Here is a 19,250-nt window from a genome sequence, read left to right as displayed (position 1 = left end):
CTCACGCCGCGCATCATGGCACCGTGCGTGATCGGTCGGCACCTGGTCCCCGGGGTTTCCGGCGGGCGACCGTCGGACCCGCTGCCTAGGCTCATGCCGTGCCTCCTGCCCCGACCGCCGACGTCGTCGCCCTGCCCGACGGCCGCCCGCGGCTCGCCGTCCGCACGCTGCCCGGCGAGCGCCGCCCGTTCCTCCTCGTCCACGGGCTGTCGTCCAACGCCCGGCTGTGGGACGGCGTCGCCCGGCACCTCGCCGCGGCGGGCCACCGCGTCGTCGCCGTCGACCAGCGCGGCCACGGGCTGTCGCAGGCGCCGGACGACGGCTACGACACCGACACGTGCGCCGACGACCTCGCCGCGCTCGCCGGGGTGCTCGGCCTGGTCGGCGACGCGGCGCCCGTCGTCGTCGGCCAGTCCTGGGGCGGCAACGTCGTGCTGTCGCTCGCGGCCCGGCACCCGGGGTCGGCGGCCGCCGTCGCCTGCGTCGACGGCGGCTGGATCCGGCTGCGGGACCGGTTCGCGTCGTTCGACGAGTGCTGGGCCGCCCTCGCCCCGCCGGCGTTCGAGGGCATGCGCTACGACGACCTCGCCGCACGGATCCGCTCGATGCGCCCCGGCTGGCCGGTCGAGGGGCTGGAGGGCACGCTCGCCAACCTCGAGCGGCTGCCCGACGGCGGCGTCCGGCCGTGGCTGTCCCGCGAGCACCATCGCGAGATCGTCCGCTCGCTCTTCGAGGGCGACCCGGGCGTCTGGTACCCACGGGTCGACGTCCCGGTGCTCCTCGTCCCGGCGACCGGCGGCGAACCGGCAGCGGGCGACGACGAGCGCACCGGGGCCGCCCGGGCCGCCGTCCTCGACGCCCTGGCGCACCTGCCGGACGGCACGGTCCGCTGGTACCCCGGCGCCGACCACGACATCCACGCCGAGCAGCCGGCGAGCCTCGCGGCCGACCTGCTGGCCCTCGCCGCCCGCGTCCCCGGAGCCACCGGCCCCGCAGCACCCACCACAGCCCAGGAGGCACGCTCATGAGCCTGCTCGTCGTCATGGGCTCCGGCGAGACCGCGCCGACCATGGTCAAGGTCCACCGCGAGGTCATCGCGCAGTCCGCGGCGTCCGCCGGCGGCGGCCCCGCCGTCATGCTCGACACCCCGTTCGGGTTCCAGATGAACGCCGACGACCTCGTCGCCCGCACCCAGGCGTACTTCGCCGACTCCGTCGGCACCCCGGTCGAGGTCGCCCGCTGGCGCCGCAGCGACCAGCCCACCGTCGACGCCGAGCGGGCGCTGACGCTCCTGCACCGCGCGTCGTGGGCGTTCGCCGGCCCGGGCAGCCCGACGTACACGCTGCGGCAGTGGGTCGGCACCCCGGTGCCGGAGGCGCTCCTCGACGTCGCCGCCCGCGGCGGCACGCTCGTCTTCGGGTCCGCGGCCGCCTGCACCCTCGGCACGCACACGATCCCGGTCTACGAGATCTACAAGGTCGGCGAGGAGCCGCGCTGGGCGCAGGGCCTGGACCTCATGGGCCGGCTCACCGGCATCGAGTGCGTCGTCGTGCCGCACTACGACAACGCCGAGGGCGGCGGCCACGACACCCGGTTCTGCTACCTCGGCGAGCAGCGCCTCGTCGCGCTCGAGGCGGACCTGCCCGACGCGGTGGGCGTCCTCGGCGTCGACGAGCACACCGCGCTCGTCGTCGACCTCGACGCCCGGACGGCCCGGGTCGCCGGCAACGGCCTGGTCACCGTGCGGCGGCGCGGGTCCTCCCGGACGTTCCCGGCCGGCACGGTCCTCACCCTCGACGAGCTCGGCGCCCTGCTGCGCGGCGACGTGGTCGGTGCCCCCGGCGGCGCCCCGGAGGGCGCGCAGGAGGCGGACGCCGCACCGGCCGCCGCCGAGCCGGCCGGCGCCGTCACGGACAGCGGCGGCGAGGCGGTCGCGACCTCGCTCGCCGACGCCACGGGCCGGGCCCGCGCGCGCTTCGACGTGGCGCTGGCCGCCGCGGACGTCGACGGCTGCGTCACGGCGATCCTCGACCTGGAGTCGGCGATCGTCGCCTGGAGCACGGACACGCTTCAGTCCGACCAGGCCGACTCGGCCCGGCGCACGCTGCGGGCGCTCGTCGTCCGGCTCGGGGAGCTCGCGCACGTCGGCGCCCGCGACCCGCGCACCGTCGTCGCCCCGTTCGTCGAGCTGCTCCTCGAGGTGCGCGGGCGGGCCCGGGCCGCGAAGGACTTCGGGACGTCCGACCTCGTCCGGGACCGGCTCACCGCGGCGGGCGTCGAGGTCCGGGACACCCCGGACGGCGCCACCTGGCACCTCCAGGAGGGCTGACCGGCGGCTCAGCCGGCGTCGCGGACCACGGCGTACGCGCGGACCGGGAACGTCCCGAGGCCGCGGACGGGGACCGGGGCGGCGTGCAGCTCGAACCCGTCGGCGGGCAGCGCGCCGAGGTTCGTCAGGTGCTCCAGGACGCCGACCCCCGCGGCGAGCAGCGTCGTGTGCGCGGGCCGGGTGCCGTCCGTGGTGTCGTCGATGTTCATCGCGTCGATCCCGACGAGCACGGCCCCGGCCTGCGCCAGCAACCGGGCACCGTCGGCGGCGAGGAACGGGCCGTCGACCGCGTACTCCGGCGTCCGCCAGCGCGCGTCGTGCCCGGTCCGCAGCAGCACCGCCCGGCCCGCGACGTCGATCCCGGCGAGGTCGGCGGCCGTCACCCCGGCCCCGGACCGGCCCCGGACGTCGACGACGAGCCCCGGGACGGCCGCGACCCGTTCGAGCGGCACCCCCGTGAGGTCGGCGCCGTCGGCGAAGCGGTGCAGCGGGGCGTCGTAGTAGGTGCCGGTGTTCGTCACCATGGCGATCCGGCCGATCTCGAAGGTCGTGCCCTCGGCGTAGACCGCCCGGGACGCCTCCCGCGTCAGGTGGACGCCGATCTCGGGGGCGGGCAGGCCGGGGTAGGTCACCATGCCGTCCTCGACGACGTGGGTGAGGTCGATGACGCGTGGGCGGTCACTCATGGTGGTCATCCTCGCGGACGGCACCGGGCGGCGTGCACGCCCTGTGGTCCACATCGCCGGGCGGCCCCCGGCCGGGCTGCCGTACAGTCCTGGGCGGTACCGAAGCGTTCGAGGACCGCCCCGGGCGGTCGTCCGGAAGGGGGAGGCACGATGACGCAGGCCGCGGCCGCCCCCCGCCCCGTGGCCCTCGGCCCCTGGCCGCAGCGGATGGTCAACCCGATCCAGCCCTACGACTGGGGCTCGACGACGGCGCTGGCCCGGATGCAGGGCCGCACGCCGACCGGGGCCCCCGAGGCCGAGCTGTGGATGGGCGCGCACCCGTCGGCGCCGTCCGGGCTCGAGGAGGTCGACGGCACCGTCCGGCCGCTCGACGCGCTCGTCACCGAGGCCGCCGAGTCCGTGCTCGGCGCGGACGTCGCCGCGATCTTCGGCGCCCGGCTGCCCTTCCTGCTCAAGGTGCTCGCCGTCGACAAGCCGCTCTCGCTCCAGGTGCACCCGACGGCGGAGCGCGCCGCGGCCGCCTACGCCGGCGAGGCGGACGCCCCCGGTGACCACCGCTACGTCGACCCGTTCCACAAGCCGGAGCTCGCCTACGCCCTCGAGCCGACCGACATCCTCTGCGGGTTCCGGCCCGCGGACGACGCCGCGTACCTGCTCGGGCTCGTCGACTGCGAGCGGATCCGCACGGTCGCCGCACCGCTGCTCGCCGAGGACGCCGACGACGTCGAGTGCGTCGAGGAGGCGTTCCGGCTGCTCGTGACCTGGCCGGAGGACGACCGCGAGGCGCTCGCCGCGGACGTCGCCGAGCAGGCCAAGGCGATCCTCGGCTCGCTCGGGCCGCACGACCCGGACGACCCGGACTCGGTCGGCCCGGACGCCCGCCGGGCTCTCGTGTGGGCGAGCCGGCTCGCCAAGCACCACCCCGGCGACCCGCTCGTGGCGGCACCGTTCCTGCTCGAGCTCGTCCGGCTCGAGCCGGGCCACACGCTCTTCGTGCCCGCCGGGGCACCGCACGCGTACCTCTACGGCCTCGCCGTGGAGATCATGGCCAACAGCGACAATGTCCTGCGGGCGGGGCTGACCCACAAGGCGGTCGCCGTCGAGGAGCTGCTGACGGTCGTGGACGGCGCGACCCGCCCGGTGCTCGACGTCCCGTCCGTGACGCTGAGCCCGCACGAGACGGCCTGGCGCCCACCGGTCGCAGACTTCCAGCTGACCCGGCTCGCGGTGTCGACGGCGACCCCGGTCGGGGCCTTCCCGCACCTCGTCGGCCCGCAGGTCGTGCTCTGCACCCAGGGCCCGGTGACGCTCTCGTCGGGGCCGCACGAGATCCGGCTCGAGGCAGGCCAGTCGGCGTTCGTCGGGGCCGGCGGGGCGCCGCTGACGATCCAGGGGCCCGGCGAGGTCTTCCGCGCCGCGACGGGACTGCTCCCGGCCTGACGGCCACCGCGCCGCCTCACGCCGCGCGCAGCTGCCACGCCCCCCACGCGGACTCCAGCGCCTCGCCGACGATCGAGACGACCCGGTCGAGCAGCGCCGCGTCGGCGACGAGCGGCGGCGAGAGCTGGACGACGGGCTCGCCGCGGTCGTCGAGCCGGCAGAGCAGCCCGAGCTCCTCCATCCGCGCCGACAGCACCTCGCGCAGCAGCCAGTCCGCCTCGTCCGGGGCGAACGGGGCCTTCGTCGTCCGGTCCCGGACGAGCTCGAGGGCCCAGAAGAAGCCGGCGCCGCGCACGTCCCCGACGAGCGGCACCCGCCGCAGGCCCTCGAGCCCGGCGCGCAGGCCGGGCTCGAGCGCCCGCACCCGGGCGAGCACGTCCTCGCTCTCGTAGAGGTCGAGGGCGGCGTGGGCGACGGCCGCGCACAGCGGGTGCCCGCTGAAGGTCAGGCCGTGCAGGTACGTGACGTCACCGCTGACGAACGGCGCGGCGACCCGCGGCCCGACGAGGACGCCGCCGAGCGGCGCGTGCCCCGCGGTCGCCCCCTTGGCGAAGGTGAGCATGTCGGGCCGGATGCCGTACCGCGTCGACCCGAACCACTCCCCGAGCCGGCCGAAGCCGGTGATCGTCTCGTCGACGACGAGGAGGATCCCGTGCCGGTCGCACAGGTCGCGCAGCCCCTGCCAGTAGCCGGCCGGCGGGGTGAACGCGCCGCCACCGTTCTGCACCGGTTCCGCGAGGAGCATCGCGACCTGGTCCGGCCCCTCCCACTGCACGGCGGCCTCGACCTCCGCGAGCAGCGCGGCGGTGAACCGCGCCTCGTCGGCGCCGTCCGGGTGCCGGTAGGCGTCGGTCGCCGAGACGAACGCGGTCGGGACCGGGAGCGGCTCGAAGGGCTGCCGGCAGTCCGGCAGGCCGGTGAACGACAGCGCCCCGAGCGAGGTGCCGTGGTAGGCCAGCCGGCGCGAGACCGCCTTGCGGCGCTGGGGCTGGCCGTTGGCGGCGTGCCACTGCCGGGCCAGCTTCCACGCGGCCTCGACCGACTCCCCGCCGCCGCTGGTGAGGAAGACCCGGTCGAGCCCGAGGGGTTCGGCGAGCCCCGCGAGCCGGGCCGCGAGCGTCGCCGCCGGCCCGTGCGTGAGCGACCAGGTCGGGGTGAAGACCAGCTCGGCGAGCTGGCGGCGGGCGGCCTCCCCGACGACGCCGCCGAAGGAGTGCCCGAGGTTCGTGCAGAACAGCCCCGACAGCCCGTCGACGAACCGGCGGCCGTGGCTGTCGACGACGTGGCAGCCGTCACCGCGGACGAAGACGGGCAGGTCCCTGCCGGCGAGCACGGCCGGGTCGGTGAAGCTCATGAGGAGGTGGTCACGCGCGAGCCGCTGCAGGTCGACGGGATCCATCGCCGGGCACCGCCTCTCCCGCCACTGCCGGGAAGTCCTGAACGCCCGTTCAGGACTTTCGCAGGCTAGCACCGGCCGCCGAGGGCTGACCAGACGTTCAGGACGCGGTGCGGCGCCGGACCGGCCGGGCGGCGCGGCCGCGGAACGCCTGCGCCGGCACGCCCAGCTCGAGCGCCGCTGCGTCGAGCCACAGCCGCTTGAACCGGGCCGGGGTCATCCCGGGCTCGGCGAGGGCGAGCTGGATCGCGAGCCCGTCCATGAGGGACGACAGCCGCAGCGTCGTCGCGGCGACGTCCGCCGGGTGGAACACCCCGGCGGCGGCGCCCTCGACGACGACCCGGCGCAGCGCGGCGCGCCACCGCCGGTCGAGCGACTCCCGGGCGGCCCGGGCGTCGTCGTCCCGCAGCGCGCGCACCCAGAGCTCGAGCCACAGCGTCCAGTCCCCGACCGCGGGGCCTGCCCCGGACGCGAGGTCCGCCATGAGGCGCAGCCGGTCGACGGGCCCGGGGACCGCCTCCAGCTCGCTCTCGAGCTCGCCGTAGAAGACGTCCTCGACGTGCGTCAGCGCCTGGGTCAGCGCGCCCGCGAGCGAGCCGAAGTGGTACAGCACCAGGCCGGACGACGTCCCCGCGGCGGCCGCGATGTCCGTGACCCGGGTGCCGGCGAAGCCGCGGTCCCGGATCACCGCGACGGTCGCCTCGAGGATGCGGCGGCGCCGCTCCTCCGGAGCCCGCGCCGCGGTGCTGCCACCGGCCGCCTGGCCCGACGTCGTGCCTGCCATCGCCACCCCTTCACGCTCGCCGGTCACCCCTGCCGGCCGTCGTCCGGACTCGCACGCTTGACGGCGATCTGAACGAGTATTCAGGATAGCCGCTCGGGGGTCGGCTGCCGCGGGAGGTCTGCGATGAGCGTAGGAGCGAGCGGGCAGGCCGCGCGGCCCGACGGGCCGCGGGACCGGCGCGAGGCCGAGCTGCGCGAGCGCGCTGCCGCCTTCGTCGACGAGGTGCTCGTGCCGCTGGAGGTGCCCGCCGAGCTCGCGGGCGGACCGCTGCCGGCCGCGGACGTCGAGCGGATCCGGACCGCGTCGCTCGCCGCCCGCGTCCACGGCGGCCGGCACGCGGTCGCCCACGGCGGCAACGGCTGGACGACACGCGAGTGGTTCCTCGTCGAGGAGCAGCTCGGCCGCTCGACGAACGGCGTCTCCTGGTACGTGCCGAACGCCTACAACGTCTGGAAGGCGGCCGGGCCGGCCCTCGTCGAGCGCTGGCTCGTCCCCGCGCTGCGCGGCGAGCTGCACGACGCGTACGCCGTGACGGAGGCCGACGCCGGCTCGGACCCCACACAGATGTCGACGACGGCCCGCCGGGTCGGCCCCGGCCGCTGGGTGCTCGACGGCGAGAAGTGGTTCGTCACCTTCGGGTCCGTCGCCGCCGTGGTCGTCGTCATGGCCTGGGCGGTCGACGGGGCGGTCGACGGGGCGGTCGACGGGGCGGACGGCCGTACGGACGGCGAGCGCCGGCCGACGCTGTTCGCCGTCCCCGCGGACGCGCCCGGCGTCGAGGTCGTCGACGACCCGCCGTTCACCCACGCCTACCCGCACGGCCACCCGACGATGCGCTTCACCGGGGTCGAGCTCACCGACGCCGACGTCATCGGCGCCGTCGGCGCGGGCGAGGACATCCAGCGCCGCTGGTTCACCGAGGAGCGGCTCGCCATCGCGGCCCGCTGCTCCGGCGCGATGCAGCGGCTGCTCGAGGAGGGCGTCGCGTGGGCGGCGGGCCGGGTGCAGGGCGGCGCCCGGCTCCTCGACCACCAGGGGGTGTCGTTCCCGCTCGCGGACAGCGCGGCCGACGCGGCCGCCGGCCGGCTGCTCGCCTTCGACGTCGCGGACCGGGTCGACGCCGGGGCCGACGAGAAGCTCGTCCACGGCCGGGCGTCGATGGCCAAGCTGTTCTGCAGCGAGGCGGCGAACCGCTGCGCGGACCGGGTGCTGCAGGTCTTCGGCGGCCGCGGGTACGTCCGGACGACGGCCGCGGAACGGCTCTGGCGCGAGCTGCGGGTGGACCGGATCTGGGAGGGCACGAGCGAGGTCCAGCGGATGATCGTCGCCCGGTCGCTCGAGCGCCGCGGGGTCCGGGCGATGCTCCTGTGATCTCGGGCGCGGCGCTCGGCCGGCTGCTCGCCCCCGCGTCGGTCGCGGTCGTCGGCGCGACCGACCGCGCCGGCGCCTACGGCCGGCACGCCCTGGAGAACCTGCTCCGCGCGGGCTTCGCCGGCCGGGTCGTCGCCGTCAACCCGGGACGGCGCGACGTGCTCGGGGTGCCGTGCGTCCCGTCCCTCGCCGACGCCGGGGCGGTCGACGCCGTCGTCGTCGCGACCCCCGCGGCGACCGTGCCGGACGTCCTCGCGACGGCCGCCGGCCTGCGCTGCGGAGGGGCCGTCGTCCTCGCCGCAGGGTTCGCCGAGACCGGGGACGCCGGCGCGCAGGACCGGCTGCTGGCCGCGGCCGGCGCGATGCCCGTCGTCGGGCCGAACAGCAACGGGGTCGTCGCCGTCACCGCACGCGCCCCGATGTGGGGCGACGCCGTCACCCTCCCCGACCCCGCGGCCGCGACGACGGCGCTCGTCACGCAGAGCGGCAACCTCGGCGTCCTCGCCCTCGCGCACCGCGCCGGGCTCGGCCTGCACACCGTCGTCTCGCTGGGCAACGCGGCGTCCGTCGACGCGGCCGCCGCGCTCGGGCACCTCGCGGCGGCCCCGGGGGTGCGGGTCGTCGCCGCCTACCTCGAGGCGGACGGCGACGGCGCCCGGACCGCGGCGGCGCTCGCCCGGTGCGCCGAGCGGGACGTCCGGGTCGTCGTCCTCAAGGCCGGCCGGTCGGCCGAGGGGCGGACCGTCGGCGGGGCGCACACCGCGTCCCTGTCCGGGGACCACGCGGCCTTCGCCGCCCTCGCCCGGGAGGCCGGCGCCGTGCTCGTCACGAGCCCGCACGACCTCTTCGAGACGGCCCGTGCGCTGGCCGCCGGACGGCGTGACCCGCGCGGCTGCGCAGTCGTCACGTGCTCCGGCGGGGACGCGGCCGTCGCCGCGGACCTCGCCGCCGACACCGGGGTGGCCCTGACCCGCTGGTCCCCCGCGACCCTCGCCGCGCTCACCGCGGCGCTCCCCGCGACGGCGACGCCGACGAACCCGCTCGACCACACGAACCTCGTCTGGGACGACCCGGCCGCGCTGCACCGGATCGGCGCCGCGGTGACGGCCGACCCGGACGTCGGGCACGCGCTCTACGTGCAGGACGAGCCCGCCGGGCTGTCGCCGTCCGACGCCGGCGAGTGGCGGCGCACGCGCGACGGGGCGCTCGCCGGTCTCGCCGCGGGCGGGGCGGTGCCGATGCTCGTCGCGACGACCCCCGGCCAGGAGCCGGCCGGTGCGGTCGGCGGCCTGCGGCCCGCCCTGCTCGCCGAGCACGAGGTGCTGCCGCTGCTCGTCGCCGCCGGCGTCGCCGTCCCCGCGCACGGCGTCGCGGCGACCGCTGCGCAGGCCGGCGCGGTCGCCGCCCGGCTCGGGGTGCCGGTCGCGGTCAAGCTCTCCGCCCCCGGGCTGCTCCACGCGAGCGAGGCCGGCGGCGTCGTCCTCGGGATCGACGGCGCGGCGGCGGTCGAGGCGGTGGCCGCCCGGCTGCTCGCGACGCCGGGGCTGCCCACGGGCGCCCGGGTGCTCGTCGCCGCGATGGCCGCGCCGGGCACCGAGGTGCTCGTCAGCGCCCGGGCGGACGGCGTCGTCCCGACCCTCGTCGTCGGGCTCGGCGGGATCTGGTCCGAGGCGCTCGCCGACGTCGTCACGCTCCCGCTGCCCGTGACCGGGCAGGCCGTGCGGGCCGGGCTGCTGCGGCTGCGCGGCAGCGCGCTGCTCACCGGGGGGCGAGGCCGCCCGGCGGTCGACCTCGATGCGCTCGTGGCGCTGGCCGCCCGGGTCGGCGACCTGCTGCTGGGCTGCCCGGACCTGGCGTCGGTCGAGCTCAACCCGGTGCTGGTGAACGGCTCCGGTGCAGTGGCGGTCGACGCCCTCGCGCTCTGGACGGGCCGCGCGGCACCTGCCTAACCTGACTGCATGCTCAGTCAGGACGCTTCCCCCGCGGACAGGACCCACCCGGTGCCCGAGGCTGCCCTGCAGGCCGCGCTCGCGCCGTTCGGCAGCAGCCGGATGCTGCCGCCCGAGGCGTACACCTCCCCCGACGTCTTCGCGTGGGAGCAGCGGAACTTCTTCACGGGCTGGCAGTGCGCGGGGTTCGCCGCCGACCTCGCCGAACCCGGGGCCCAGCGGGCCGAGCCGGTCGGCAGCACGAGCGTCCTGCTCGTGCGCGGCAAGGACGGCGCCCTGCGCGGGTTCGCGAACACCTGCCGGCACCGCGGCCACGAGATCCTGCCGTGCGGCGGGGCGACGACCCGGCGCTCGGTCGTGTGCCCGTACCACGCGTGGTCGTACACCCTCGAGGGCGACCTGTTCGCCGCCCCCGGCTACGACGGCGCCTTCGACTTCGACGCCGCGCAGTTCCCGCTGCGGTCGCTGCGGGTCCAGGAGTGGCACGGGTACGTCTTCGTCGACCTCTCCGGGCAGGCGCCGCCGCTCGAGGAGTACCTCGGCGCGCTCGGCGACCGGCTCGCGCTGCACCGGCCCGAGCGGCTCGTCGTCGCCGCCCGGCACACATACGTCGTCCAGGCCAACTGGAAGACGATCAGCGAGAACTACCAGGAGTGCTACCACTGCCCCGAGATCCACCCCGAGCTGTGCGCCGTGAGCCCGCCCGACAGCGGCGAGAACTGGTACGCCCCAGGGGCCTGGGTCGGCGGCTGGATGGACATCCGCCCCGGGATGGCGACGATGTCGCTCGACGGGCACAGCGACGGCGTCCTCATCCCCGGCCTCGACGAGTGGGCCTCGACCCGCGTCGACTACCTCGGGGTCTTCCCGAACCTGCTCGTCAGCACGCACCCGGACTACGTCATGACGCACCGGATGGCGCCGCTCGGCCCGAACCGGACGTGGGTCGAGTGCGCGTGGTCGTTCCCGGTCGAGGCGACGTCCCGGCCGGGCTTCGACCCGGCGTACGCCGTCGACTTCTGGGACGTGACGAACAAGCAGGACTGGGCGGCCTGCGAGTCGGTGCAGCGCGGCATGGAGTCCGGCCTCGCGACCGCCGGCCCGCTGTCGCCCCAGGAGGACGGCGTCTACCAGTTCGTGACGATGGTGGCCCGCGGCTACGCCGGCCGGCCCGTCCATGTGAAGCCCGAAGCGCAGCCCGTCTGACCCCCCGCGAGCCCGTCCTCTGGTGGGTCACGCACCCCAAGACTGAGTTTTTGGGTGCGCGACCCACCAGAGGACGGTTACTCCTGGCGGAGGTCGGCGAGGATCTGGCCGCTCGCGAGCTTGCCCGGCGCACCCATGACGCAGCCGCCGGGGTGGGTGCCGGAGCCGCACTGGTAGTAGCCGTCGATCGGGGTGCGGTACTGGCTCCAGCCGGGCGCCGGGCGGAAGAAGTACATCTGCGGGGCGAAGAACTCGCCCGCGAAGATGTTGCCCTCCGACAGCCCGACGACGCGCTCGATGTCGAGCGGGGTGACGACCTCGCGGTGCAGGACGAGGTCGCCGAACCCCGGGAAGAACGACTCGAGCGTCGCCTGCACGGTGTCGCCGAACTTCTCCCGCTCGGTGTCCCAGTCGCTGCCGCGCAGGTGGTACGGCGCGTACTGCACGAAGCACGACATGACGTGCTTGCCGGGCGGGGCCATGTCCGGGTCGACCATCGACTGGACGGCGCAGTCGAGGTACGGGCGCTGGGAGTACCAGCCGTACTTCGCGTCGTCGAAGGCCCGCTCGAGGTACTCCATCGACGGCCCGATGTTCGTGAAGCCCCGGTACTGGTCGGTGCGGTCGCCGAGGGCCGGGTAGCGCGGGGCGCCGTCGAGGGCGAAGTTCACCTTGGCGCTCGTGCCCTGGAACCGGAAGCGGTTGATGTTCTCGACGAGGTCGGTCGGCAGCTCGCGCGGCTCGACGAGCTCGAGGAACGTGCGCCGCGGGTCGACCGCGCTGACGACGGTGCGCGACGTCAGCTCGGTGCCGTCGCCGAGCACGACGCCGACGGCCCGGCCGTCCCGGGTGACGACGTGGTCGACCTCGGACTCCAGGAGGATCTCGACGCCGAACGCCTGCGCCGCCCGGGCGAGCACCTGCGTGAAGCCGCCGTTGCCGCCCTTGTGGAACGCCCACGCGCCGAACTGGCCGTCGTGCTCGCCGAGCGAGTGGTAGAGAAGCACGAGCCCGGACCCCTGGGACATCGGGCCGACCTTGGTGCCGATGATCCCGGAGGAGGCCATGTAGCCCTTGAGGATGTCGCTCTCGAAGTAGTCGTCGAGGAAGTCCGCGGCGCTGCCGGTGAGCATCCGGACGGCGTCGTGGAGCACCTTCGCCGGGGCGTCGCCGAGGTGCGAGCGCAGCCACGCGAGGTCCGCGAGGTCCTCCGGGGACTTCCCGAAGAGGTTGGGCGGCACCCGGTCGAAGAGCGGCTTGACGAGCTGGCAGACCCGCTCGACGTCGTGCTCGTAGCGGTCCATCGCGTCCGCGTCGTGCGCGGAGTGCCGCATGATCTCCTTGAGGTTCTCGTCCCGGTCGGGCCCGAGCAGCAGGTAGTCGCCGTTCTCCATGGGCGCGAACGAGGACGGCATGAGGATCGGCATGAAGCCGTGCCGCACGAGGTCGAGCTCGTGGATGATGTCCGGCCGCAGCAGGCTCAGCGCGTAGGAGAACGTCGTGAACTGGAAGCCGGGGTACAGCTCCTCGGTGATCGCCGCCCCGCCGACGAGGTGCCGGCGCTCGACGACGAGCACCGACAGGCCCGCCTTCGCGAGGTAGGCGGCGTTGACGAGGCCGTTGTGGCCGCCGCCGATGACGATCGCGTCGTACTCGCGGCTCTTGGCCGTCCTGGTCGGGCTGGTCGGGCTCATCTGCCTCACGCCGTCTTTCGCTCGGGGTTGAAGAGCGGGAGCCGGGCCACCTGCGCGGCGACCGTCTCGTACTGGTGGTTCACGGTGACCTCGAGGCCGACCGTCGAGCCGACGGCGCCGTGGTCGGGCCGGACCCGGGCGATCCCGATGTGGCGCTGGAGCACCGGCGAGTACATGAAGCTCGTCGCGTAGCCGACCCGGCCGCCGTCCGCGTCGTAGAGCATCGACTCGTAGTCGAGCGGGGTCTCGTCCTTCGGCGGCACGAGACCGGCCCGCGTCCAGACCCGGTCCCAGTCCTGCCAGTCGACGACGATCCCGACCGTCGCCCAGCGCGACGTCCCGCCCGCGATCTCGGCGCGCAGCGCCTTGCGGCCCACGAACGGCCGCTCCGGGTCGTCGATGCCGCGCAGCATCCACCGCAGACCCAGCTCGACCGGTGTGACCCGGTCGTGGTCGGTCCACGCGTAGCGGCTCGAGGAGAAGTCGACGTCGACGAGCAGCAGCCCGGCCTCGATGCGGGCCATGAGCAGCGCCTGCTCGCCGAAGGGCCGCATCCCGTACGGGGTGCCGGCCTCGATGACCGCGTCCAGCACCGGCAGCGCGTCGGCGGCGGGGACGAGGATCTCGTAGCCGAGGTCGCCGGTGAAGCCGGTGCGCGAGACGGTCACCGACGCCGCGCCGACCTTGGTCTGGGCGTGCCCGAAGTAGGGCAGCGCCGCGACGTCCGGGGAGAGCCGGGCAAGGATCTCGCGCGAGCGCGGGCCCTGGACGGCGAGCACGCCGTACTCCTGCGAGACGTCGACGACCTCGACGTCGAGGCGGCCCACGAGGTCACGCAGGTAGCCCAGGTTGGGCTCCGCGGCGGTGAGCATGAACTCGTTGTCGGAGTGGCGGAAGACGACGCCGTCCTCGAGGAGGAAGCCGGCGTCGTCGCACCAGATCGTGTACTGCGCCCGGCCCGGGCGGCAGGTCCGCACGTCCCGCGCGAGCACCCCGGCGAGGAACCGCTCGGCGTCCCGGCCGCGCACCCAGTACTTGTACAGCGGCGAGGAGTCGAAGAAGCCGGCGCTGTTGCGGATGCCGAAGTACTCGTGCTTGGCGGACATGTCGTACTTCTGCGCGGACAGGTAGCCGGCCCAGTGCGACCACAGACCGGTCGTGCTCAGCTCGGACAGTCGCGGGTGGAACGGAGTCGTCCTGATCATCGGCGTCGCTCCCGGGTCGGACCGGAAGACCGCTGCACGTGTGCGACCTGGGTGGACGGGCGCGTGGACGGGCGCGGTCGGCCGGGCGAGGTGGGCTCACCCTAGATCGCTGTTGGACACCTGCGCAACAGGTGCCTAGCCTTTGCCGCATGGCCCGGATGACCCCGCACGAGCGCCGGGCCGCGATCGTCGCGGCCGCCCTGGAGGTCATGCTGCACAAGGGCATCGCGGCGACGACGGTCCGTGACGTCGCCGACCGGATGGGCACGTCGAGCGGCCTGGTCCACCACTACTTCGCCTCGATGGACGACCTGCTCGCGGCCGCGTTCGAGCAGGCGGCGACGGCCGACCTCGAGCTGACGACCGCGGCCGTGGAGGCGCAGACCGGCCCCGTCGAGCGGCTCCGGGCGTTCTTCGCGACGTACGCGCGGGCCGAGCAGGACTGGGCGTTCCAGCTCTGGCTCGACGCGTGGGCCGAGGCGGCCCGCCGCCCGACCCTGCGGGAGACCTCGCAGCGGCTCAACGTGACGTGGCAGCAGGTGCTCGCGGGGTGCGTCCGCGACGGGGTCACGGCCGGGGTGTTCGTCTGCCCGGACGCCGACGGGGCTGCCTGGCGGATCCTGTCGCTGCTCGACGGCCTCGCCCTGCAGTCGGTGGCGCACCGGGTCCCGATCGACCGGGCCGCGGTCATCGCGTGGTCGGCCGGCTTCGCCGAGGCCGAGCTCGCGCTGCCGGCCGGGACCCTCGCGGGACCTCCCGGCGCGGCGGGCGTCACTGCGGCGGCAGCAGCCGCAGCGACTCCGGCGGCAGGACGAGCTGCACCGCGCCGCCCTGGCTGAGCCCGGACGACGCGTCCGCCGGGACGAGCACCGAGAACCGGGCACCGCCCCCGACCTCGACGACGACGTCCGCGTGGGCGCCGCGGTAGACCAGGCGCGCCACCGTCGCCGGCAGCACGTTCGCGTCCGGGACGGGCTGCCCGCCGGCCTGCGGCGTCGCGGGCGCGACGGCGTGGCCGGACGTGACGAGGCGCAGCCGCTCGGGCCGCACGACGAGCGAGGCCGAGCCCGGGGCGTGCTCCGGACCGCCTGCGAGCAGGACCTGCCCGGCGAGCCGGAACGCCGTCCGGTCGCCGTCCGGGCCGACGACGTCGACGGGGACGACGTTCGCGGCACCGAGGAAGTCCGCCACGTAGGCGGTCGCCGGGCGCTCGTAGACCTCGGTCGGCGTGCCGACCTGGACGACGAGCCCGCCGGACATGACGGCGATCCGGTCGGACATCGTCAGCGCCTCGTCCTGGTCGTGGGTGACGTAGACGAACGTGATGCCGACGGCCTCCTGGAGGCTCTTGAGCTCGAGCTGGAGGGCCTTGCGGAGCTTGGCGTCGAGCGCACCGAGCGGCTCGTCGAGCAGGAGCACCCGCGGGCCGAGCACGAGCGCCCGGGCCAGCGCGACGCGCTGCTGCTGCCCGCCGGACAGCTGCGCGGGGCGGCGCCCGGCGTAGGCGGACATCTGCACGAGGGCGAGCGCCTCGTCGACGCGCTGCCGGGTCTCCTGCTTGGAGGCCCCCGCGTAGCGCAGGCCGAACGCGACGTTGTCCCGCACCGACATGAACGGGAAGAGCGCGTAGCTCTGGAAGACCGTGTTGACCGGGCGCCGCTCCGGCGGCACCGCGGAGACGTCCTGCCCGTCGATGAGGACCTGGCCGCCGTCCGGCTGCTCGAACCCGGCGACGAGCCGCAGCGTCGTCGTCTTGCCGCAGCCGGAGGGGCCGAGCAGCGAGAAGAACTCGCCGGCCGCGACGTCGAGGTCGATCCCGCGGACCGCCGGGACGGCGCCGTAGCTCTTCGACAGCGCCTCGAGCCGGACGGATCCCCCTGCCCGCGTAGGTGGCACGTCACGGACCGTGGTCGCACTCCGCTCGGCCATGCGGCTCCTTCTTGCCAAGTTCTGACTGAGCGTTCAGTCTAGGTACCGCCCGCCGCGGGCAGCAACGCTCCGGCAACGGATCCGTCGCCACCCGCCGGGCGCAAGTGGTCCCAGCCCGCGGGGCCGGTGCCGCGTCCACCGCACCGCAGGAGGTCCGATGCCCGCCGACCGCCGTCCCGAGCCGAACCCGTTCGTGCGCCGCGGCCCCAGCCGCCGGGGCGTCCTGGGCCTGGCCGCCCTGACCGGGGCCGGCCTGCTCGCCGGCTGCGCCCGGGAGCGCCCGACGTCGGGCCTGACGGCGGGCAGCGGCGGGTCGGGCAGCCCGACGCTCACCGCCGCCTCGCCGGCGAGCCCGGTGCGCTGGCCGGTCCTCGAGGGCAACGCCCCGATCGGCGCCGGGCTCGCGCCGGAGAAGGACGCGACGCTGCAGCTGTACAACTACGTCGACTACATCAACCCGGACGTCATCAAGTCCTTCGAGAAGAAGTACAAGGACACCGGGGTCAAGGTCGTCGTCTCGACGTTCAACGACACCAACGAGTCCCTCGCCAAGATCCGTGCGGGCGGGTCCCCGTACGACATCTACTTCCCCAGCTACGACCAGATCGGCAAGCTCGCGACGGCCGGGCTGGTCCGCCCGCTGCAGCACTCCTACATCCCGAACATCACGAACGTGTGGCCGCAGTTCACCGACCCCTGGTACGACCAGGGCTGGCAGTACACCGTCCCGTACGTGACCTACACGACCGGGATCGGCTGGCGCTCCGACCGGGTGAACGAGGACATCGGCGCGCGCGCCAACCCGTACGACGTGTTCTGGGACCCGCAGTACGCCGGCCGGCTCGCCGTCCTCGACGACTACCGCGAGGTCATCTCCATGGCGATCCTGCGCGCCGGCGGGACCGACATCAACACCGGGGACGACGCCGTCCTCGCGAAGGTCCGCGAGGACCTCGCGGCGATGGCGAAGGCGACCCGGCCGCAGGTGACGATCACCGACTACATCGCGATCCCCGAGGGCAAGCTCGACATCTCCCAGGCCTGGTCCGGCGACATGATCGCGGCGCAGGGCTACCTGCCCAAGGGCACGGACGCCTCGGTGCTGCGGTACTGGTTCCCGGCCGACGGCAAGGGGATGGTCAACAACGACCTCATGATGATCCTCAGCGGCGGGAAGAACCCGGTGCTCGCGCACCTGTTCCTCGACCACCTGCTCGACGACGAGGTCGCGAAGGAGAACTTCACCTTCGTCGGCTACCAGCCGCCGCTCAACAGCCTGGACCCGAGCAGGCTCGTCGCCGACGGCTACGCCCCGCAGGGCCTGGCCGCCGCGACGGTCCTGCCGTCGTACTTCGAGTCCGGCTACCGCTCGCTCGAGCTCACGCCGGCGGCCGAGGGGAAGTGGCAGGACACCTGGACGCGGTTCAAGGCCGGGGCGTGAGCGGGACGGCGCCCCGGGACCGTCGCCGGGGCCTGCTCGGCGTCGCCCTCACCCTGCCCGGCGCGGTCTGGCTGGCCGTGTTCTTCCTCGTGCCGCTGTACGTCGTCGTCTCGATCTCGACGGGCACGGTGGACCCGGTCTTCCGCTCCGTCGTCCCCGCCTGGAACCCGCGGGACTGGTCGGGAGACCAGTTCGGCTACGTGCTCTCCCGGCTCACCGGACCGGACGGCTTCTTCGGCCCGGTGATGGTCCGCACCGTCGTCTACGTGCTGCTCGCCGTCGCCGGCTGCCTCGCCGTCGCCTACCCGGTCGCGTGGTTCGTCGCCCGGCACTCCGGACGCCGGCGTGGCCTGGTTCTCGCGCTCATCGTCGCGCCGTTCTGGATCAGCTACATGATGCGGATGCTCGCCTGGGTCAACCTGCTGGCGGACGACGGCCTCGTGAACCGACTGCTCGGCGGCGCGGGGCTGGTCGCGGACCCGGTGACGTTCCTGTCCGGGCGGCCCACGACCGTCGTCCTCGGGCTCGTCTACGGCTACGTGCCGTACATGATCCTGCCGATGTACGCGGCCCTCGACCGGATCAGCCCGGCGCTGCTCGAGGCGGCCCGCGACCTCGGCGCCGGCCGGTTCGAGACGTTCCGGCGGGTCGTGCTGCCGATGAGCGTGCCCGGCGTGCTCGCCGGCCTCGTGCTCGTCGCGCTGCCGATGACCGGGGACTACTTCACGAACGACCTGCTGTCGGCCTCGCCGAGCACGGCGATGCTCGGCAACCTCATCAACACCTCCGTGGCGAACCCGAGCCAGGCCGGCCAGGCGGGTGCGCTGGTCCTGGTCCTCGTGCTCGCCATGGCGGTGCCGATGCTGCTCTACGTCCGCTCCTCCGTCCGCTCGGACCTCGCGTCGTGACCGCCCTCCCGCAGGCGCCGCCCGTCGCGACGCCACCGGTCGCCAGGGGCCGCTCGTGGCGCGGCCCGTGGCGCCCGCCCTACGTGCTCGCCGCCGTCACGGTCGGGTACCTCGTGTGGTCGCTCGCACCGGTGCTCCTCGCCGTGCTGTTCTCGTTCAACAGCGGGCGCTCGCGCAGCGCGTGGCAGGGCTTCTCGATGCGCTGGTACTACGCCGACCCGACGCTGTCGGTGCTCCACGACGAGTCGCTGCGCCGGGCCCTGACGCACACGCTGACGCTCGGGCTCCTCACGACGCTCGTCGCCGTCCCGCTCGGCGTCGCGTTCGCCCTCGGCCTGGACCGCTGGCACGGCCGGCTGCCCGCGTCGGCGAACTTCACGATGCTCCTGTCGTTCGTCATCCCGGAGATCGTCCTGGCGGTCGGGCTGTTCTACATGATCACGCTGCTCGCGACCCCGTTCGTCCTCGGCACGACCGCCCAGGTCGTCGGGCTCGTGACGTTCCAGCTGTCGTACCCGGTCGTCATCGTCCGGGCCCGGCTCGCGACGATCGGCCCGCAGTACGAGGAGGCCGCCCGCGACCTCGGGGCGAGCGCGTTCGGGGCGATGCGCCGGGTCCTGCTGCCGATGCTCATGCCGGCGATCTTCACCAGCGCCGTCCTCGTCTTCGCCGACGTCCTCGACGACTTCGTCATCGTCCGCTACCTGTCGTCGGACGCGTTCACCGAGACGACGTCGATCAAGATCTACAACACCGCACGCGGCGCGCCGACCCCGGCGCTCAACGCCGTCGCGACGCTCATGCTCGTCGCGTCGTTCGTCGTCGTCCTGCTCGGCTGGCTCGCCGTCAAGCGGTTCGGCCGCGGCCAGGAGGAACCCGGTTCCCTCGGCGCGTTCGCCGGCCAGGTGTGAC

At 74.9% G+C, this 19,250-nt stretch carries 16 protein-coding genes; 10 read left to right on the top strand and 6 right to left on the bottom strand.

What is annotated here, in order from left to right:
• The first annotated feature begins 98 nt into the window (after nucleotides 1-98).
• Both EDJALFJO_RS09340 and EDJALFJO_RS09335 read left to right on the top strand, forming a co-directional pair.
• Entirely contained in the window at nucleotides 99-1,028 is a 930-nt protein-coding gene (locus EDJALFJO_RS09340; protein ID WP_088284473.1) for an alpha/beta fold hydrolase, read from the top strand.
• Nucleotides 1,025-2,329 (top strand): hypothetical protein, encoded by a 1,305-nt coding sequence (locus tag EDJALFJO_RS09335; protein WP_088284471.1) that lies wholly within the window; start codon nucleotides 1,025-1,027, stop codon nucleotides 2,327-2,329. The genes EDJALFJO_RS09340 and EDJALFJO_RS09335 overlap by 4 nt, the downstream gene beginning before the upstream one ends.
• A gap of 8 nt (nucleotides 2,330-2,337) precedes the next feature.
• Here EDJALFJO_RS09335 and EDJALFJO_RS09330 read toward each other — a convergent pair whose 3' ends face one another.
• The gene (locus EDJALFJO_RS09330) at nucleotides 2,338-3,015 is read right to left on the bottom strand and encodes a cyclase family protein (RefSeq protein ID WP_198950158.1); all 678 of its coding nucleotides are present in this window, start codon (nucleotides 3,013-3,015) and stop codon (nucleotides 2,338-2,340) included.
• A gap of 150 nt (nucleotides 3,016-3,165) precedes the next feature.
• Here EDJALFJO_RS09330 and manA point away from each other — a divergent pair, with 150 nt between their 5' ends.
• Entirely contained in the window at nucleotides 3,166-4,455 is a 1,290-nt protein-coding gene (manA, locus tag EDJALFJO_RS09325) for a mannose-6-phosphate isomerase, class I (RefSeq protein ID WP_088284469.1), read from the top strand.
• A 16-nt stretch (nucleotides 4,456-4,471) separates the two neighbouring features.
• Here the strand turns inward: manA and EDJALFJO_RS09320 are convergent, their stop codons facing one another.
• Nucleotides 4,472-5,854 carry an aminotransferase class III-fold pyridoxal phosphate-dependent enzyme gene (locus EDJALFJO_RS09320; protein WP_088284467.1) on the bottom strand — a complete coding sequence of 461 codons (1,383 nt, stop codon included), beginning with the start codon at nucleotides 5,852-5,854 and terminating at the stop codon, nucleotides 4,472-4,474.
• Between the two features lie 97 nt (nucleotides 5,855-5,951).
• A complete protein-coding gene (locus EDJALFJO_RS09315) occupies nucleotides 5,952-6,635 on the bottom strand; it encodes a TetR/AcrR family transcriptional regulator (protein ID WP_143448401.1) in 684 nt (227 codons plus the stop codon).
• Nucleotides 6,636-6,758: 123 nt separating this feature from the next.
• Between EDJALFJO_RS09315 and EDJALFJO_RS09310 the strand changes: the two genes are divergently transcribed.
• From EDJALFJO_RS09310 to EDJALFJO_RS09300, 3 genes are read left to right on the top strand one after another with little or no spacing between them, the layout of a single operon-like run.
• On the top strand, nucleotides 6,759-8,006 hold the full coding sequence (locus tag EDJALFJO_RS09310) for an acyl-CoA dehydrogenase family protein (RefSeq protein WP_088284463.1): 1,248 nt from the start codon (nucleotides 6,759-6,761) through the stop codon (nucleotides 8,004-8,006).
• Nucleotides 8,003-9,955 carry an acetate--CoA ligase family protein gene (locus EDJALFJO_RS09305; RefSeq protein WP_158220354.1) on the top strand — a complete coding sequence of 651 codons (1,953 nt, stop codon included), beginning with the start codon at nucleotides 8,003-8,005 and terminating at the stop codon, nucleotides 9,953-9,955. The genes EDJALFJO_RS09310 and EDJALFJO_RS09305 overlap by 4 nt, the downstream gene beginning before the upstream one ends.
• 51 nt (nucleotides 9,956-10,006) lie before the next feature.
• On the top strand, nucleotides 10,007-11,161 hold the full coding sequence (locus tag EDJALFJO_RS09300; RefSeq protein ID WP_198950157.1) for an aromatic ring-hydroxylating dioxygenase subunit alpha: 1,155 nt from the start codon (nucleotides 10,007-10,009) through the stop codon (nucleotides 11,159-11,161).
• Between the two features lie 77 nt (nucleotides 11,162-11,238).
• On the opposite strand, the gene EDJALFJO_RS09295 is transcribed toward EDJALFJO_RS09300, so the two are convergent.
• Nucleotides 11,239-12,855, bottom strand: a complete 1,617-nt coding sequence (locus EDJALFJO_RS09295) for an NAD(P)/FAD-dependent oxidoreductase (RefSeq protein WP_088284457.1) — start codon at nucleotides 12,853-12,855, stop codon at nucleotides 11,239-11,241.
• Nucleotides 12,856-12,860: 5 nt separating this feature from the next.
• Nucleotides 12,861-14,060, bottom strand: a complete 1,200-nt coding sequence (locus EDJALFJO_RS09290; RefSeq protein WP_088284455.1) for an aminomethyltransferase family protein — start codon at nucleotides 14,058-14,060, stop codon at nucleotides 12,861-12,863.
• Between the two features lie 149 nt (nucleotides 14,061-14,209).
• On the opposite strand from EDJALFJO_RS09290, the gene EDJALFJO_RS09285 reads away from it, so the two are divergent.
• Nucleotides 14,210-14,899: a TetR/AcrR family transcriptional regulator gene (locus EDJALFJO_RS09285; protein ID WP_088284453.1), complete on the top strand. Its 690-nt coding sequence runs from the start codon at nucleotides 14,210-14,212 to the stop codon at nucleotides 14,897-14,899.
• Here EDJALFJO_RS09285 and EDJALFJO_RS09280 read toward each other — a convergent pair.
• A complete protein-coding gene (locus tag EDJALFJO_RS09280; RefSeq protein WP_088284451.1) occupies nucleotides 14,832-15,989 on the bottom strand; it encodes an ABC transporter ATP-binding protein in 1,158 nt (385 codons plus the stop codon). The genes EDJALFJO_RS09285 and EDJALFJO_RS09280 overlap by 68 nt on opposite strands.
• Nucleotides 15,990-16,146: 157 nt before the next feature.
• On the opposite strand from EDJALFJO_RS09280, the gene EDJALFJO_RS09275 reads away from it, so the two are divergent.
• From EDJALFJO_RS09275 to EDJALFJO_RS09265, 3 genes are read left to right on the top strand one after another with little or no spacing between them, the layout of a single operon-like run.
• On the top strand, nucleotides 16,147-17,430 hold the full coding sequence (locus tag EDJALFJO_RS09275) for a spermidine/putrescine ABC transporter substrate-binding protein (protein ID WP_088284449.1): 1,284 nt from the start codon (nucleotides 16,147-16,149) through the stop codon (nucleotides 17,428-17,430).
• A complete protein-coding gene (locus EDJALFJO_RS09270; protein ID WP_198950156.1) occupies nucleotides 17,427-18,338 on the top strand; it encodes an ABC transporter permease in 912 nt (303 codons plus the stop codon). The genes EDJALFJO_RS09275 and EDJALFJO_RS09270 overlap by 4 nt, the downstream gene beginning before the upstream one ends.
• Nucleotides 18,335-19,249: an ABC transporter permease gene (locus EDJALFJO_RS09265; protein WP_088284447.1), complete on the top strand. Its 915-nt coding sequence runs from the start codon at nucleotides 18,335-18,337 to the stop codon at nucleotides 19,247-19,249. Before EDJALFJO_RS09270 ends, EDJALFJO_RS09265 begins: the two co-directional genes overlap by 4 nt.
• The last annotated feature ends 1 nt before the right edge of the window (nucleotide 19,250 follow it).

The organism is Kineosporia sp. A_224 (assembly GCF_002198655.1).
Taxonomy (GTDB): domain Bacteria; phylum Actinomycetota; class Actinomycetes; order Actinomycetales; family Kineosporiaceae; genus R-H-3.
This window is presented reverse-complemented; position numbering and strand designations above follow the sequence as displayed.